Below are 14,543 nucleotides of genomic sequence, written 5' to 3' on the forward strand. Positions count from 1 at the left end.
GCATGGCGGCAAAAGGCAGATGGCAGAAGGCAGATGGCTAAGGCCACCCTTGCCGTCAGCCTTCTGCCTTCCGCCTTCTGCACGCTGCACCCCCTCACAGCGCATACCCCCCATACGGGTCGTCCCGCACCAGCTTGCCCCGGCGCAGCGTCAGGGTGCGGTGGCGGAAGGTTTCCACGAGGTCGCGGGCGTGGGTGGCGACGATGACGGTGGTGCCGCGCAGATTGACGTTCTGGAGGACCTTGAGGACCTCGCGGCTGTGGTCGGGGTCGAGGTTGCCGGTGGGTTCGTCGGCCAGCAGCAGGGGCGGGTCGGCCACGATGGCGCGGGCGATGGCGACGCGCTGCTGCTCGCCCTGCGAGAGCTGCACCGGGAGGGCGTGTTTCTTGTGTTCCAGGCCCACGGTGCGCAGGGCGGTGGTGACGCGGCCCGGCCACTCGCGCCCCGGCACGCCGGTCACGCGCAGGGTAAAGGCCACGTTGTCGTAGGCGCTCAGATGGTCGAGCAGCAGGTTGTCCTGAAAGACGGTGCCGATGCGGCGGCGCAGCAGCGCGGTGCGGCGGCCCCGGTAGCGGGCCAGGCTCTCGCCCGCGATGTGCACCTCGCCGCGGGTGGGCAGCGCCCGCTTGAGCACCAGATTCATGAAACTGCTCTTGCCCGCCCCCGAATGCCCCACCAGATACACGAACTCGCCCTTGTGCACCTGAAGGCTCAGGTCGTCGAGCGCGAGGGTCCGGGTGACGGGGTATTCCAGCGTCACGTTCCTGAACTGGATCATGCCTGACCCCCGCCGGCCAGGGCGTCGGCGCGCGGCAAAATGTGCGGTTGCGTCATGCTCGCGGACCAGCATAGCCCAGCCTTCCCCCGGAGCGTGAAGAGGCCTTTATGGGCAGTGCCCAGAAAGGTTGTCGAACCTTGCTGGGCCGAACGAAGTGATACTGATTCCGATTGAAGGGTGTTGAAAACACCCGGAAATCCGACCAGAGGGAGAAGGAACAAGGACGGATTTCGGGAGATGGATGAACAGGCGGTGTCCTCCCGACTGTTCAGGAATTGGACGGAATCCGTATGAGAAACCGTGGTAAGGGCGGCGTGAAGTGGAGTTGCTGCCCGGGACACGCGGCAACGGAACGGAGCGCCGCCCTATGGGGCGCGGCCCGCCCATGCCGCCCTCCGTCACCTCCGCCTCAAATGCCCTTCACCCGCCCGCCCTATCCTGGGGCCGTGAACCGGAAACGCATGATGCTCGTGGCGGGCGCGCTCGCTGCCACCGCCGCCGTCGGGTACGCGCAGCTCGGCGGGTACACCCAGGCCGACCTGACCAAGACCGACACGGGCCGCACCCTCCTTCAGGTGATAGGTGCCCTCGACCGCTACTACCTCTACCCGGTGGACAACGAGAAGCTGCTGCGCGGCGCGATCAACGGGGCCATCGGCAGCCTGAACGACGAGTTCACGTACTACTCCGAACCGGCCAACAGCGCCATCGACAACCAGAACCTCAGCGGCGAGTTCGGCGGCATCGGCGTGACGCTGGTGGCCGCGAACGCCGACGGCACCGGCGGCAAGATCGACAACGTGTACAAGGGTGGGGCCGCCGCCAACGCGGGCGTGCAGATCGGCGACGTGTTCGTCAAGATCGGTGACCAGGATGTGCTGACCAGCAAGCTCGACGAGATCGTGCGGCTGGTGCGCGGCAAGGAGGGCACCACCGTCAACGTGACCTTTGCCCGCGACGGCAAGCCCTATACGGTCAAGATGGAGCGCCGCAAGGTCACCATCGTGAGCGTCGAGGAAACGATGCTGCCCGGCAATGTCGGCTACATCGCGCTAAACACCTTCTACAACGAGAAGGCCAGCGAGCAGTTCCGCGCGGCGGTCGCGGGCATGGAGAAGCGCGGCGTGCAGAAGCTGATCCTGGACCTGCGCGACAACGGCGGCGGCCTGCTGAACGCGGGCGTGGACGTGGCCGACCAGTTCCTCCAGAGCGGCAACATCGTCAGCCTGCGCGACCGCAGCGGCAAGACCGAGGTGTACGGCAAGGCCACCCGCAGCCCCGGCGACTACACCGGCAAGCTGATCGTGCTGGTCAACAAGAACAGCGCCAGCGCCAGCGAGGTGGTGTCGGGGGCGCTTCAGGACACCAAGCGGGCCACCATCGTCGGGGAGCAGACCTTCGGCAAGGGTGTGGCGCAGATTCCGCTGGACACGGTGGACGGCGGCAAGGTCGCCATCGTGGCGAACGAGTGGCTGACGCCGAACGGCCGCCAGATCCACAAGAAGGGCATCACGCCCGACGTGGTGGTGAAGGACACCCGCTACACCGTGCCCCTGAACTTCACGGGCGGCGGCGCGCAGCCCAACGCCAAGGTCACCATCACCGTGGACGGCAAGCCCGTGACCGTCACCGCCGACAAGGATGGCAAGTTCACCTATGCGGGCGAGGTCAAGCGCCCCACCCGCAGCGCCACCCAGGGCGAGGCGGTCGTGGACGTGCAGGGCGACGCGATTCTGAAGAAGGCGCTGGAAGTGCTGAAGTAGCGGCCAGCCACCAGCTCAGGAGAGCAGAAAAAGAGCCTCAGCGTTTGCTGGGGCTTTTGCTTTGCTGGCGGCTGGCCGCTGGAAGCTGGCCGCCCCCCTCAATCCCAGTCCCACTCGCGCCAGTCGCTGGCTTTGGCCTCGCGGCTGGCGCTCTTCTTCTTTTCCTCGGGGGCGGGATACCAGGGATACGCGGCGGCGAGGGCCAGGTGAAGCCGCTCCAGCAGCAGGGCACGCAGGGCAGCTTCCTCGCGGGGTGTGACCTTGCCGACGTCGCGGGTGAGGCGGGCGAGGGTGGCCTCCAGCCCCGGAAGGTATGGCTCGCGGGCCAGCCGGACGGCCCCCTTGCGCAGCGGCTGGGGGTGGATGGTGGGGACATAGCTTTCCGCCGCCGCCTGAAGCAGCGCTGCTCTCTTGGCCTCGCGCGTGGCCCTGGCCCGCTCAGCGCGCTCGCGGGCGTCGGCGGCGCGGGCCTGGGCGACCAGAAAGGCGTCGTCGCGTTCGGCCTCCTCCACCCGTTCCTCGCGGTAGAGCTTGACGGGGGGCAGGCGGCGGCGGCCCATCTTGAGGCCGTTCTCGCGCTCCTGGTCGTGCTGACCCAGAAAACGGGCGATCAGGCTGGCCGTCCAGCCGCGTTCCTTGAGGTCCTGGGTCGCCAGGAAGCCCGGCGGGTTGACGGGTTTGGGGCCTTTGGGGCGAGGGGTGTCCTGGCGCTTCTTCACGTCGGCGGCCTTCCGTTCGCCGTCCGCAGAGCGGGAGCGGTCATGCGGGCAGCCTAGAGCATCGGCCGGAACGAGGGCGACTGGATCAGGCTGCTGGCCTCTGGAAGCTGGCCGCCCTACCGTGCCTCCCACTCCCGGCGCAGCAGGTCCAGCCTCACACTGTCGAACCGCTGGCCCTCCACCACATAGGCCTCGCGCACCCGCGCGCACTCGCGCAGGCCCAGCCGCCGGGCGGCGCGGATCATGCGCTCGTTGCCGCCCCAGGTGCTGACCGTGACCACGTGGGCATTCGTCCACTCGAAGGTGTCGGCCACCCACAGGGCCAGCGCCTGGGTACCCACCCCGGCCCCCCAGTAGGCGGGGTTGTAGATCAGGATGCCCAGGTCCCACCAGCCGCCGCCCGCCGGTTCCTCCTCCGAGCGGTTGACCATGCCCACGCATTCGCCGCCCACGTCGATCACGCGCTCGTCGGCGTCCGGGCCGTTCTGGGTGAGGTAGGCGGCGTAGGCGCGCATCGTCTCGGTGGTGGTGGCGGCCGGGGTATAGGGGGCGTCCCAGCGCCGCCACTCGGCGCGGGGGTCGGTCAGCCAGCGGGTCAGCACCGGCAGGTCGCGCGGCTGGCGGTCGCGCAGCACCACCGGGGAGGTGGAAGGGACGTTCACGCCGCGCATGATGCCAGCTTCTCCCCGTGCCAGATGCCCCGCGGGCGCTTTCTGCGGGCATTTCGTCGCGTTAAAACACACTTCCTGGGCTAGGGTGACGCGCGTGAAGCGTTCTTTCGTGCTGACCATCCTGCTCGCCCTCACCCTGCCGACAGCCCTCGCCGCGCCTGCCCCGGCCCGCAGCAAGGCGCAGCAGATTGCCACCTACCGCGTGCATGCCCTCGCGCACGCCGCCGTCACGCCCGCCACCCTCGCGGCCAGCGGCGCGCCCGTGCAGGTCACGATTCCCAACGACTACCTGTACAAGCGCGACCTGCGCGTGAACGCCTACCGCCTCGACGACTTCCTGCGCGCCCGTCTCCCCGACCTCGATGCCCTGCTCGCGCGGGACGCGGTCGTGATGCTGTACTGCGCCGACGGTTACGCGCCGATGGCGAAGCTGCGCGACCTCGTGGGGGCGGGCGGCCTGATCGCCGTGGGCAGCCCCGAGACGGACGCGCAGACGCAGTGGCCTGCCGTGCTCTACAAGGACAAGCCCCTCCCCGCGGCTCAGATCGGCAACTACCTCGTGTGGGAGAACTTCCGCTACCCGCAGAAGCCCCAGCCCTGGGGCCTGGTGGACGTGTACGTGCTGCCCGCGGGGAGCGCGGTGAAGTAATACGGACTCCGACTTGAAAGGTTGACTTGTCAACCTGAAAATCCGACCGAAGGGAGAAGGAGAAACTACGGGTTCTGCGGTATGGAGCGGAACCCGTATAAATTACCCCTCGCCGCGTCGGGTCAGGTGCGTGTAGCGGTGCCCGGCCACCTCGCGCGTCCCGGCGGGGAGGAAGCCCTGCCGGGCATACAGCCGCGCCGCCGGGTTCCCTTCCTCCACCAGCAGGCCCAGCGTGGCGGCCTGTCTCGCGCAGCCTTCCAGCAGCACGCCGCCCAGCCCCCGCCCCCGCGCGTGCGGCGCGACCGCCAACGTGTCCAGGTACAGCTCGCCCGGCGTGGCCTCGGGGTCGATGCGGTCGGGGAGGCCCCGTTCGCGCAGCCGCGCCCGAAACGGTTCGTCCAGCGCGTCCGCCTCGGCACCGGGGTAGAGGACGGCCAGGCCCAGCGGCGTGCTGTCTTCCTCCAGAATCAGCGTGTTCTGAAAGCTCAGGCGGTTGCCCGGCTGCCCGAAAAAGGCCGCAATGACCCGCGCCGCGCCCTCGTTGTCGGCCTCGCCCGTCAGCGTGTGCCCGATGGAGCCGATAGTCGCCTGAATCAGCGGGGCGGCAAAGGCGGCGTCGGCGGGGGTGGCGGGGCGCAGGTGGGGAGGCATCCGGGGCAGGGTAACCCGCGGCGGCCCGGTACGCTGGGGCATGACCTCCCACCCCGTCACCGTCCTCTGGCGCGGCCTGGACCCGGCGCAGCCCCGCCTGGAACACCTTCACTTGACCCCCTGGACGCGGGCCGACGGCGTGGTGGTCGGCCTGAAGGACGGGCAGCCCTTCACCCTGGCCTATGGGCTGGAGGTCGGCCCGGACGGGCACCCCACCCGCCTGCACCTGAGCCTGCGGGACGGGCGCGGCCTGACCCTCTGCCGGGATGCGGCGGGGCGCTGGACGGATGGCGCGGGACAGCCCCGGCCCGAACTCGGCGGCTGCACCGACGTGGACGTGCAGGCCACGCCGCTGACCAACACGCTGCCCATCCGCCGCCTGGGGCTGGAGGTGGGTGAACACGCCGTGATTCGCGCGGCCTGGGTGGGCGTGCCCTCGCTGGAGGTGCGTGCGGTCCGGCAGCGCTATACCCGCCTGGCCCCCCGCCTGTACCGCTACGAGAATCTGGAGTCCGGTTTCGCGGCCAAGGTGGAGGTGGATGGGGCAGGACTGGTGAAGTATTACCCGGAAGCCTTCGAGCGGCTGGTCTGAAGGGCCTCCCACTCCCGCCGCAGCACGCACAGGCGCACACTGTCCCAGCGCTGGCCCTGCCAGAGCCGCGCCTCCGGCACCCGGCCGCATTCGCGGTAGCCGACGCGCTGCGCGGCGCGAATCATCCGCTCGTTGCCGCTCCAGGTCGTGAGCATCACCACGTGCGCCGCCGTCTCCTGAAAGGTCGCGGCGGTCCACCGCTCCAGCGCCCGAGTGCCCAGCCCGCCGCCCCAGTGCTGCGGGTCATAAATCAGGACACCGAGTTCCCACCAGCCGCCGCCCGTCGGGGCTTCCTCCCAGCGGCTGACCTGGCCGATGCACTCGCCCTCCAGCGCGATGATGCGGCTGTTGTCCGAAGGCGGCCGGGCCAGCAGCTTCTCCGTATAGGCTTCCAGCGAAAGCGTGGCGGGTTCCTCCTGCTCGTGAAAATAGGGGGCGTCCCAGAGCTTCCATTCGGGCCTGGTCTGGGCGTATTCCCAGTGCCACTGGATGGGGAGGTCTTCGGGCCGGCGTTCTCGCAGGGTGAGGTCGGGCATCCGCCCCAGCGTAGGCAGGCGGCGGGTGCATCACATCCGCCTTTTCACCTGCCGACTTCTGAAGAACGGCTGAAGCGTTCCCGCAGGCAGGCGTCCGCGCCGGTTGTTACGGTGACGTATGCCTTTGAAACCGGACCTTCCCCTGCCCGAAGCCGAGAAGCGCCGCGTGGGGTACGCCATTGTCGGCATCGGCGAGCTGAGCGCCGAGGAACTGATTCCCGCCGCCCGCACCAGCGAACACGCCTACGTCGCGGCCCTGGTGACGGGCGACCCCGAAAAGGGCCGGGCCTTCGCGCGCGCCTATGACCTGACCGAAGAGGACGTGTACACCTACGACCGCTTCGAGGAGCTGAAAGACCGCGAGGACGTGGAGGCCGTCTACATCGTCCTCCCCAACAGCCTGCACCGCGAGTACGTGGAACGCGCCGCGAAGATGGGCAAGCAGATTCTGTGCGAGAAGCCCCTCAGCGTGAACGCCCAAGATGCCCAGGCGATGGTGGATGCCTGCCGGCAAGCGGGCGTGCTGCTGATGACCGCCTACCGCTGCCAGTACACGCCCCAGCACTGGGCCGCCCGTGACGCCGTGCAGGGGGGCAAACTCGGCCCAGTCAAACTGCTCGACTCCATCCACGGCCAGGTGCAGGACGACCCGGAAGCGTGGCGGCTCAAGGCTGGCCTCGCAGGCGGTGGCCCCCTGGTGGACGTGGGCATCTACTGCCTGAACACCATCCGCTTCGTGCTGGGCACCGAACCCGAGTGGGTCTTCGCCACCCTGCACCAGCCGAAAGACGACCCGCGCTTCCGCGAAGTCGAGGAGTCCATGAGCTGCATGCTGGGCTTTCCCGGCAGCGTGGTCGCCAATTTCCTCACCAGCTACGACATCCAGAAGACCGCCACCCTGCGCGTGCTGGGAGAGGGCGGCACGGTGCTGATGGACCCGGCCTTCACGTATCAGGGCCTGGAACTGACCATTTCCGACAAACAGGGTGACTTCCAGCCCAAACTCCCCGACGAGGACCAGTTCGGCCTGGAAATGGACCACTTCGCCCAGTGCATCCGCCAGGGCAAGACCCCCTGGACCCCCGGTGAGGAGGGCGTGCAGGACCACCGCATCATGGACGCGCTGTACCGGAGTGCCCGGAGCGGTGAGGTCGTACGGCTTGACCCGGTGCAGGGCCAGGACGTCTTTCGAGGCGAGAAGCCCCAGGTGCCGGGCCAGAGCCAGGGCTGAGGCTTAGACAGGAGGGGCGGCGGGCGTTGAGTGGCCCGCCGCCTCACCCTTTATCCGCAGCGGAACGGAATGGGAACCGGCCCCAGGCAGCACACGCCCCGCGCCTCGACACTGGATCCGACCGCCAGAGGCGAGCCGCCGTGAATGGCGTTATGGGCGGCGCGGCACGCGGCAAAACGGGCGGCGATGCGTGGGCGGCCTCCCCGCACGCCGTCCTCCCGGATGATGCGGGCCACCGCCCCCGAGCAGGATTCCCTGCCGTGCAGCGCCGCGTGCGCGCAGCGGAAGCCCTTGCGTGGTGAGAGCCAGCGCTGGTAGAAGCGGATGCCGCGGAGGGTGAGGGTATCGAGGGGGGACATAGGCGCAGGGTAGGGGCGGGAGCGCCGCCCCCGGTTCCCGGTTGGCTGAAGGCGGCTCAATGGTTGACCGGGTGCCCTCCTTGCCAGGCGGGGCGCTACGTTCCCCGCCTGGCCCGTCGAGGCGCTGCTGGAAGCTGCCCGGTCGTTTCCCGGCGAATGGATCAACATACGTGGCTGGACGCTGAAGGTGTGTTCTTCCGCTTGTCAGCGGGCAGGTGCCCCCGTGTTAGCCTCATGTTCGTGAGTCGCTCGTGATGCTCGCTGTCATCGGCGTGGGCCTGCTCGCCGGGGTCCTCGGCGCGATTCTGGGGCTGGGGGGCGGCGTGGTGGTCGTGCCCGCGCTGGAGTTCGTGCTGCCGCATTTCGGGCGGGACATCACCATCGGGCAGGCGGTGGCCGTGAGTCAGCTCGGGGTGCTCGCGGTGGGCCTCAGCGGGGCGGCCAGCTACCTGCAACAGGGGCTGGTGCGCGCCCGCACCGGCTACCTGCTCTCGCCCTACACCATCATCGGCGGCGCGGTCGGCTCCTTTCTGGGGCTGGTGCTGCCTGCCAAGGTCGTCGCCACCGTCTTCGCGCTGCTGCTGCTGTACTCGGCCTACAACCTGCTGCGGGGCCTGAAACGGGTGGAGGTCGAGCGTGAACCCTCACGGCTGGTCCCGCCCGCCATGACCTTTGCGGGCATCATGAGCGGGCTGCTGGGCATCGGCGGGGGCACAGTGCAGGTGCCGGTGCTGAACCTGCTGGCCGGGGTGCCCATCCGGCAGGCGATTGCCACCTCCACCTTCATCATGGGCCTGACCGCCGTGGGCAATGCGCTGGTGTACCAGGCGGGCGGCCTGCTGGACGTGCGGTTGGCGGCGGGCGTGGCGCTGGGCGTGCTGGTGGGGGCGCGGGCGGGGGCCAGCCTGCAAAGCCGCATTCCCGCCGCGCAGCTCAAGCTCTTTTTCAGCCTGCTCCTGGTGTTCACGGCGGGGCAACTGCTCTGGAAGTACTGGGGGCACGCATGAAGGGCGAACAGAAGGACCGCTCCGAACTCGCGGGCCTTCCCGCCTGGCTGTACCCGGCGGGCTTCTGGGTGGGCGTGGTGCTCCTCGCGGTCGGCGTGCTGTTTCCCGGCCTGGCCGCCGTGGGCGTGACCTGGGTCGGCCTGGTCCCAGTGCTGGCCGCCCTCTGGGTTGCCATGACGGCCTGGAACCGCGACCGCCGCCTGAGCGTTGCCGCGCTGGCGGCGCTGGGAGGGCTGGCGGTGGTGTACGTGGTGAAGAGTTTTATTTAGAGGCGGCCAGCGATCGAAGGCTGAAGCTGCGGCTTGGCTTCCCTGGCTTGTTGTTGGCTCTGTCTCAGAGCGTGTTTTAAAAGAGTCTCCATCGCAGGCGGAGTGCGCTGGGAGGGCGTGCTCGTTCCCCCCTCCCAGCCTCCCCTGCAAGGGGGGAGGAGCTAACAGCTCGTGTTCTACGGCAAAATGAGGGTATCCGCCAAACTTTTAAAACAGGCTCTCAGTGCCTAGGGGAGTCTCCGCCTGAGGTTCTGCTGGCTGCTGGTCGCTGGCCGCTGCCCCCCAGCAAGAAACGCCCGTCCATAGAGCGGCGGGCGTTTCGGCATCTAGCCGCGTCTCCTTGCGGCTCTGGTGGGGCATGGGTTGTGAAAGGAACTGTGTCCACTGTACGGGCCAGCGGGGGTCACTTCCCGCCGGGTGAAGAACGGCTCAAAGGTGAGGTCGCGCCAGGGAAGACGAGTGGACAAACGCCCCGGCACGCCCTAAAATTGGACCGAGTTCAAGATTTTTGGCTTCATCTCAGGAGGTCGCATGAAGATACAGCCGTACCGCATTCAAAAAGCCGCTGTTATCGGCGCGGGCGTGATGGGTGCCGCCATCGCCGCGCAACTCGCCAACGCGGGCATTCCCGTGCTGCTGCTCGACATCGTGCTGCCGGACAACCCCGACCGCAACTTCCTCGCCAAGCAGGGGATTCAGCGCGCCCTCAAGGCCCGTCCCGCCGCCTTCATGGACCCGGCCCGCGCTTCCCTCATCACGCCGGGGAACCTGGAAGACGACCTGAAAAAGCTCAAGGACGCCGACTGGATTCTCGAAGCCATCATCGAGAAGCTGGACGCCAAGCGTGACCTGTGGGCGAAGGTGGAGGGCGTCGCCAAGAAGACGGCCATCATCAGCTCCAACTCCAGCGGCATCCCCATGCACCTCCAGATTGAGGGGCGCAGCGAGGACTTCCAGCGCCGCTTCGTGGGCGCGCACTTCTTCAACCCGCCGCGCTACCTGCACCTGCTTGAGGTCATCCCCACCCCCAAGACCGACCCCGAGGTGCTGAAGACCTTCGTGGAGTTCGGGGAACACGTGCTGGGCAAGGGCATCGTCATCGCCAACGACGTGCCCGGCTTCGTCGCCAACCGTATCGGCGTCTACGGCATCGTCCGCGCGATGCAGCACATGCAGGAAGCAGGCCTGACCCCCGACGAGGTGGACCAGCTCACCGGCCCCGCGCTGGGCCGCGCCAAGAGTGCCACCTTCCGCACCGCCGACCTCTCGGGCCTGGACATCATCTACCACGTGGCGAACGACCTCGGAAAGGCCACGCCGGAGGACGAGGACTTCAGCCTGACGGACACCTTCAAGAAGCTCGTCGAGGAGAAGAAGTTCCTGGGCGACAAGACCGGCAGCGGCTTCTACAAGAAGACGAAGGACGAGAAGGGCAAGACCAAGATTCTGTCGCTGAACCTCGACTCGCTGGAGTACGAGGACCGGGGTAAGGTCAAGGTACCCCTGGTCGAGAGTGTCAAGAACCTGCCCCTCGCCCAGCGCGTGAAGGCCCTCTACAACGCGGAAGGCAAGGAAGGCGACTTCCTGCGCGGCGTGATGAACGACGGCTTCTGGTATGCCGCCAAGATGGCCGGGAACGTGTCGAACCGCCTTCAGGACATCGACAACGCGCTGAAGTGGGGCTTCGGCTGGGAGGAAGGCCCCTTCGAGACGATGGACACCCTGGGCGTCCAGAACGTCATCGCCAACCTGGAAGGTGAGGGCCGTACCCTCCCGCCCCTCCTCCAGAAGATGAAGGAGACGGGCCGCGACCGCTTCTACCAGGAGGGCGAAACTGTCACCCCGGCGGGCGAGCCGACGCCGTACCAGGCCCCCTACCTTATCCTGACGGACCTCAAGAAGGACGCCACGAAGGTGGTCAAGAAGCGCCCCGGCGCGAGCATCGTGGATATGGGCGACGGCGTGCTGCTGGTCGAGTGGCACGCCAAGATGAACGCCCTGGGCGAAGACCAGCTCCGTGCCGTGCAGGACGCGCATAAGCTGGTGGGGGAGATGGGCTACGCGGGGTTCGTGCTGGGCAACCAGGGCGAGAACTTCAGCGCGGGCGCGAACCTGCCCCTCATCCTCTCGCAGGCGCAGGCCGAGGAGTGGGATGAGCTGGACGACATGGTCAAGCAGTTCCAGCAGGTCACGACCTCCATGCGCTTCTCGCCGCACCCCACCGTTGCGGCTCCCTTCGGCCTCGCGCTGGGCGGCGGCTGCGAGTTCAGCATCCACGCCGACCACATCGTCGCCAGTGCCGAGACGTACATGGGCCTGGTGGAAGTGGGCGTGGGCCTGATTCCCGGCGGCGGCGGCACCAAGGAAATGCTGCTGCGCTTCACCGACCAGCTCCAGCCCGGCCAGCCCCTGCTGCCCGCCGTGCAGCGCGCCTTTGAACTTATCGGCACGGCCAAGGTGTCCACCAGCGCCCTCGAAGCGCGCAAGCTGGGCTTCCTGCGCGACCACGACACTGTCGTGATGAACCGGGGCCACCAGCTTGAGGAAGCCAAGCGCATGGTGCTGGCCCTGGCCCCCGGCTACATCCAGCCCACCCCCCGCCAGGACATCCCGGTGATGGGCGAGGCCGCGGTGGCCGCCGTCAAGCTGGCCCTCTACGGCATGACGGAAGGCGGCTACGCGACCAAGTACGACGCCGAGGTGGGGATGCAGCTCGCCCGCGTCCTCAGCGGCGGCACCGGCAACAACCGCACCGCCAAGGTGTCCGAGCAGCATCTCCTGGACCTCGAACGCGAGGCCTTCCTGACGCTACTGGGCAAGAAGGGCACGCAGGACCGGATTGCGCACATGCTGAAGACGGGCAAGCCCCTGCGAAACTGAGTCATGACCGAACGCCCCGGCTTCCTCGAACGCCTTCGTTACCTGCCCAAGCGCCGCACCCTGGCCTGGGCCGCCCTGGCCTACGCCGTGCTGCTGGTGACCGGGGCGCTGGTGGGCGCGGACATCACCCTGCGGTCCAAGACGCGCTGGGTGAAGGGTGTGTTCATGCCGGTGGGGCGGCGGGGCAACACGGTGTGGCTGCCCGCCTCGCCGGAGACGCTCTCGCGCGGCGTGGTGGGGGTCGTCCCCCTGCGGCCCAACCGGGGCCATGCGCTGCTGGGGCCGCACCGCCTGGCGGGCACGCTGGTGCAGCGGCCCGTGCTGGAGGAACGGGGAGTGCTGCCGAACGGTTCCGTGGCCTGGGTGTCCACCTTCGTCTACAACGGCACCCCGGCCCAACTGGGCGTGGCCTACGAGGACACGGCGGTTCACACGCCGCTGGGCGACATGCCCGCGTGGCACATTCCGCCCACCTCGGGCGAGCGGGACGCCGTGGTTATCGTGATTCACGGGCACGGGGGGCAGCGGTCGCAGGCGCTGCGGATGCTTCCGGCCCTGCGGCGCACCGGGGCGGGGTCGCTCTTCGTGACCTTCCGCAATGCCTACGGCGCGCCCCGTTCGGAGAGCGGCTTCCACACGCTGGGCGACGAGGAGGCGGGAGACGTGGTGGCGGCCCTGCACTGGGCGCGGGAGGCTGGATACCGGCGGGCGGTGCTGTACGGCTTTTCCATGGGCGGCAACATCGCCATGAGCGTGCTGCGGCCCAGGTACGAGCCGCTGCCCCTGCCTGTCACGGGCGTCATGCTCGACTGTCCGGCGTTGGACTGGCGGGACGTGATTCGTTCGAATGGGCAACGGTACGGCCTCCCGGCCTTCCTGGCGCGGCACCTCGGGCGGGCGGTGCAGGCCCTCGTCACCCGGCGCAGCGGGCAGGATTTCGATGCCGTGGACCAGCTCGCCGCCGCCCCAGGCTTCAAGGTGCCCATCCTCCTGTGGCATGGCACCCGTGACCGTACCATTCCGGTGGGGCAGTCGGACGCCCTCGCCGCCGCCCGCCCGGACCTCGTGGAGTACCACCGCGTTGAGGGGGCCAAGCACATCCGCTGCTGGAACATTGACCCCCAGCAGTACGACGCGGCGCTGGAAAAGTTTATCCACCGGGTTCTGCCCGGTCTGAAACAAGGAGAACCACATGCGTGACGCTGTTATCGTTTCCGCCGTTCGCACCCCCGTGGGCCGCGGCGTCAAAGGCACCCTCGCCAACACCCGCCCCGACGACCTGGCCGCCCTCGTGCTCGACGAGGCTGTCAAGCGTGCGGGCGTGGACCCCAGCATCGTCGAGGACGTGTACCTGGGCTGCGCCATCCCCGAGGCCGAGCAGGGCCTGAACGTGGCCCGCATGGCCGCGCTGCGGGCCGGGATGCCCGACACCGTGGGCGGCGTGACGGTCAATCGCTTCTGCTCCAGCGGCCTCCAGACCATCGCCATGGCGGCGGCGGCCATCCAGACCGGCCAGGCCGACGTGATGCTGGCGGGCGGCGTGGAGAGCATGAGCATGGTGCCCATGACCGGCCACAACCCCAGCCCCAACCCTGACCTGGTGGACGACCGCCCCGGCGCGTACATCGGCATGGGCCTGACCGCCGAGAACGTGGCCGCCAAGTACGGCGTGAGCCGCGAGGACCAGGACCAGTTCGCCCTCCGCAGTCACCAGAAGGCGGCGGCGGCACAGGACGCGGGCCGCTTCGACGAGGAAATCGTGCCTGTGCCCGTGCAGGTGGACAAGCTCAAGGGCACCAAGCTGACCAGCACGACCGTCAACTTCGACAAGGACGAGCTGATTCGCCGGGACGCCAACCTGGAAGACATGGCGAAGGTCCGCCCCGCCTTCAAGGCCACCGGCTCGGTCAGCGCGGCCAACTCCAGCCCCTTTTCCGACGGTGCTGCCGCCGTGCTGGTGATGAGCGGCGAGAAGGCGCAGGAACTGGGCGTGAAGCCGCTGGCGAAGTTCCTGGGCTTCGCGGTGGCGGGCGTCGAGCCGGAGCTGATGGGGATTGGCCCGGTGAAGGCCATCCCCAAAGTACTGGCGCAGACCGGCCTGACGCTGGACGACATCGACCTGATCGAGCTGAACGAGGCCTTTGCCGCCCAGAGCCTCGCCGTCATCCGTGAACTCGGCCTCCCCGAGGAGAAGCTGAACGTGAACGGCGGCGCGATTGCGCTGGGGCACCCCCTCGGCTGCTCGGGCGCGAAGCTCACCACCACCGCCATCTACGAGCTGCGCCGTCGCGGCGGCGGCAAGGCGCTGATCACCATGTGCATCGGCGGCGGCATGGGCGCGGCGGGCGTGATCGAGGTCTACCCGGAAGAAGGGCAGGGCGAGCAGGCGGCGGACTGAGAGTGGAGGAAGACGGGAGAGAGGCGTTGAGCACGCGCCT

General features: G+C 68.5%; 15 protein-coding genes. 9 read left to right on the top strand and 6 right to left on the bottom strand.

Features of this window, described 5'->3' with window-relative positions; translation table 11 throughout:
- Positions 1-94: 94 nt before the first annotated feature.
- Positions 95-778, bottom strand: a complete 684-nt coding sequence (gene ftsE / locus ABEA67_RS10830; protein ID WP_345464996.1) for a cell division ATP-binding protein FtsE — start codon at positions 776-778, stop codon at positions 95-97.
- A gap of 446 nt (positions 779-1,224) precedes the next feature.
- On the opposite strand from ftsE, the gene ABEA67_RS10835 reads away from it, so the two are divergent.
- Positions 1,225-2,541: a S41 family peptidase gene (locus ABEA67_RS10835; protein ID WP_345464997.1), complete on the top strand. Its 1,317-nt coding sequence runs from the start codon at positions 1,225-1,227 to the stop codon at positions 2,539-2,541.
- A gap of 98 nt (positions 2,542-2,639) precedes the next feature.
- Here ABEA67_RS10835 and ABEA67_RS10840 read toward each other — a convergent pair whose 3' ends face one another.
- Together ABEA67_RS10840 and ABEA67_RS10845 are read right to left on the bottom strand one after the other, a co-directional pair.
- A complete protein-coding gene (locus tag ABEA67_RS10840) occupies positions 2,640-3,260 on the bottom strand; it encodes a hypothetical protein (protein WP_345464998.1) in 621 nt (206 codons plus the stop codon).
- A gap of 116 nt (positions 3,261-3,376) precedes the next feature.
- Positions 3,377-3,931 (bottom strand): GNAT family N-acetyltransferase, encoded by a 555-nt coding sequence (locus tag ABEA67_RS10845; RefSeq protein WP_345464999.1) that lies wholly within the window; start codon positions 3,929-3,931, stop codon positions 3,377-3,379.
- Positions 3,932-4,025: 94 nt separating this feature from the next.
- On the opposite strand from ABEA67_RS10845, the gene ABEA67_RS10850 reads away from it, so the two are divergent.
- The gene (locus ABEA67_RS10850) at positions 4,026-4,580 is read left to right on the top strand and encodes a hypothetical protein (RefSeq protein ID WP_345465000.1); all 555 of its coding nucleotides are present in this window, start codon (positions 4,026-4,028) and stop codon (positions 4,578-4,580) included.
- 102 nt (positions 4,581-4,682) lie between these two features.
- Here ABEA67_RS10850 and ABEA67_RS10855 read toward each other — a convergent pair whose 3' ends face one another.
- Entirely contained in the window at positions 4,683-5,231 is a 549-nt protein-coding gene (locus tag ABEA67_RS10855) for a GNAT family N-acetyltransferase (protein ID WP_345465002.1), read from the bottom strand.
- Positions 5,232-5,271: 40 nt separating this feature from the next.
- Here ABEA67_RS10855 and ABEA67_RS10860 point away from each other — a divergent pair, with 40 nt between their 5' ends.
- On the top strand, positions 5,272-5,823 hold the full coding sequence (locus ABEA67_RS10860; RefSeq protein ID WP_345465004.1) for a putative glycolipid-binding domain-containing protein: 552 nt from the start codon (positions 5,272-5,274) through the stop codon (positions 5,821-5,823).
- Here ABEA67_RS10860 and ABEA67_RS10865 read toward each other — a convergent pair.
- On the bottom strand, positions 5,793-6,359 hold the full coding sequence (locus ABEA67_RS10865; protein ID WP_345465005.1) for a GNAT family N-acetyltransferase: 567 nt from the start codon (positions 6,357-6,359) through the stop codon (positions 5,793-5,795). The genes ABEA67_RS10860 and ABEA67_RS10865 overlap by 31 nt on opposite strands.
- Before the next feature lie 118 nt (positions 6,360-6,477).
- Here ABEA67_RS10865 and ABEA67_RS10870 point away from each other — a divergent pair, with 118 nt between their 5' ends.
- On the top strand, positions 6,478-7,590 hold the full coding sequence (locus tag ABEA67_RS10870; protein ID WP_345465007.1) for a Gfo/Idh/MocA family protein: 1,113 nt from the start codon (positions 6,478-6,480) through the stop codon (positions 7,588-7,590).
- 50 nt (positions 7,591-7,640) lie between these two features.
- On the opposite strand, the gene yidD is transcribed toward ABEA67_RS10870, so the two are convergent.
- Positions 7,641-7,949 (bottom strand): membrane protein insertion efficiency factor YidD, encoded by a 309-nt coding sequence (gene yidD, locus ABEA67_RS10875; RefSeq protein ID WP_345465009.1) that lies wholly within the window; start codon positions 7,947-7,949, stop codon positions 7,641-7,643.
- A gap of 254 nt (positions 7,950-8,203) precedes the next feature.
- Here yidD and ABEA67_RS10880 point away from each other — a divergent pair, with 254 nt between their 5' ends.
- The 5 genes from ABEA67_RS10880 (at position 8,204) to ABEA67_RS10900 (ending at position 14,503) form a co-directional block, all read left to right on the top strand.
- On the top strand, positions 8,204-8,956 hold the full coding sequence (locus ABEA67_RS10880) for a sulfite exporter TauE/SafE family protein (RefSeq protein ID WP_345465073.1): 753 nt from the start codon (positions 8,204-8,206) through the stop codon (positions 8,954-8,956).
- A complete protein-coding gene (locus ABEA67_RS10885; RefSeq protein ID WP_345465011.1) occupies positions 8,953-9,225 on the top strand; it encodes a hypothetical protein in 273 nt (90 codons plus the stop codon). The genes ABEA67_RS10880 and ABEA67_RS10885 overlap by 4 nt, the downstream gene beginning before the upstream one ends.
- A 531-nt stretch (positions 9,226-9,756) precedes the next feature.
- A complete protein-coding gene (locus ABEA67_RS10890; protein ID WP_345465013.1) occupies positions 9,757-12,105 on the top strand; it encodes a 3-hydroxyacyl-CoA dehydrogenase/enoyl-CoA hydratase family protein in 2,349 nt (782 codons plus the stop codon).
- Positions 12,106-12,108: 3 nt separating this feature from the next.
- Positions 12,109-13,305 (top strand): alpha/beta hydrolase family protein, encoded by a 1,197-nt coding sequence (locus tag ABEA67_RS10895; protein WP_345465015.1) that lies wholly within the window; start codon positions 12,109-12,111, stop codon positions 13,303-13,305.
- A complete protein-coding gene (locus ABEA67_RS10900; RefSeq protein ID WP_345465017.1) occupies positions 13,298-14,503 on the top strand; it encodes a thiolase family protein in 1,206 nt (401 codons plus the stop codon). Before ABEA67_RS10895 ends, ABEA67_RS10900 begins: the two co-directional genes overlap by 8 nt.
- Positions 14,504-14,543: the final 40 nt, after the last annotated feature.

The organism is Deinococcus carri (assembly GCF_039545055.1).
Lineage (GTDB): Bacteria > Deinococcota > Deinococci > Deinococcales > Deinococcaceae > Deinococcus > Deinococcus carri.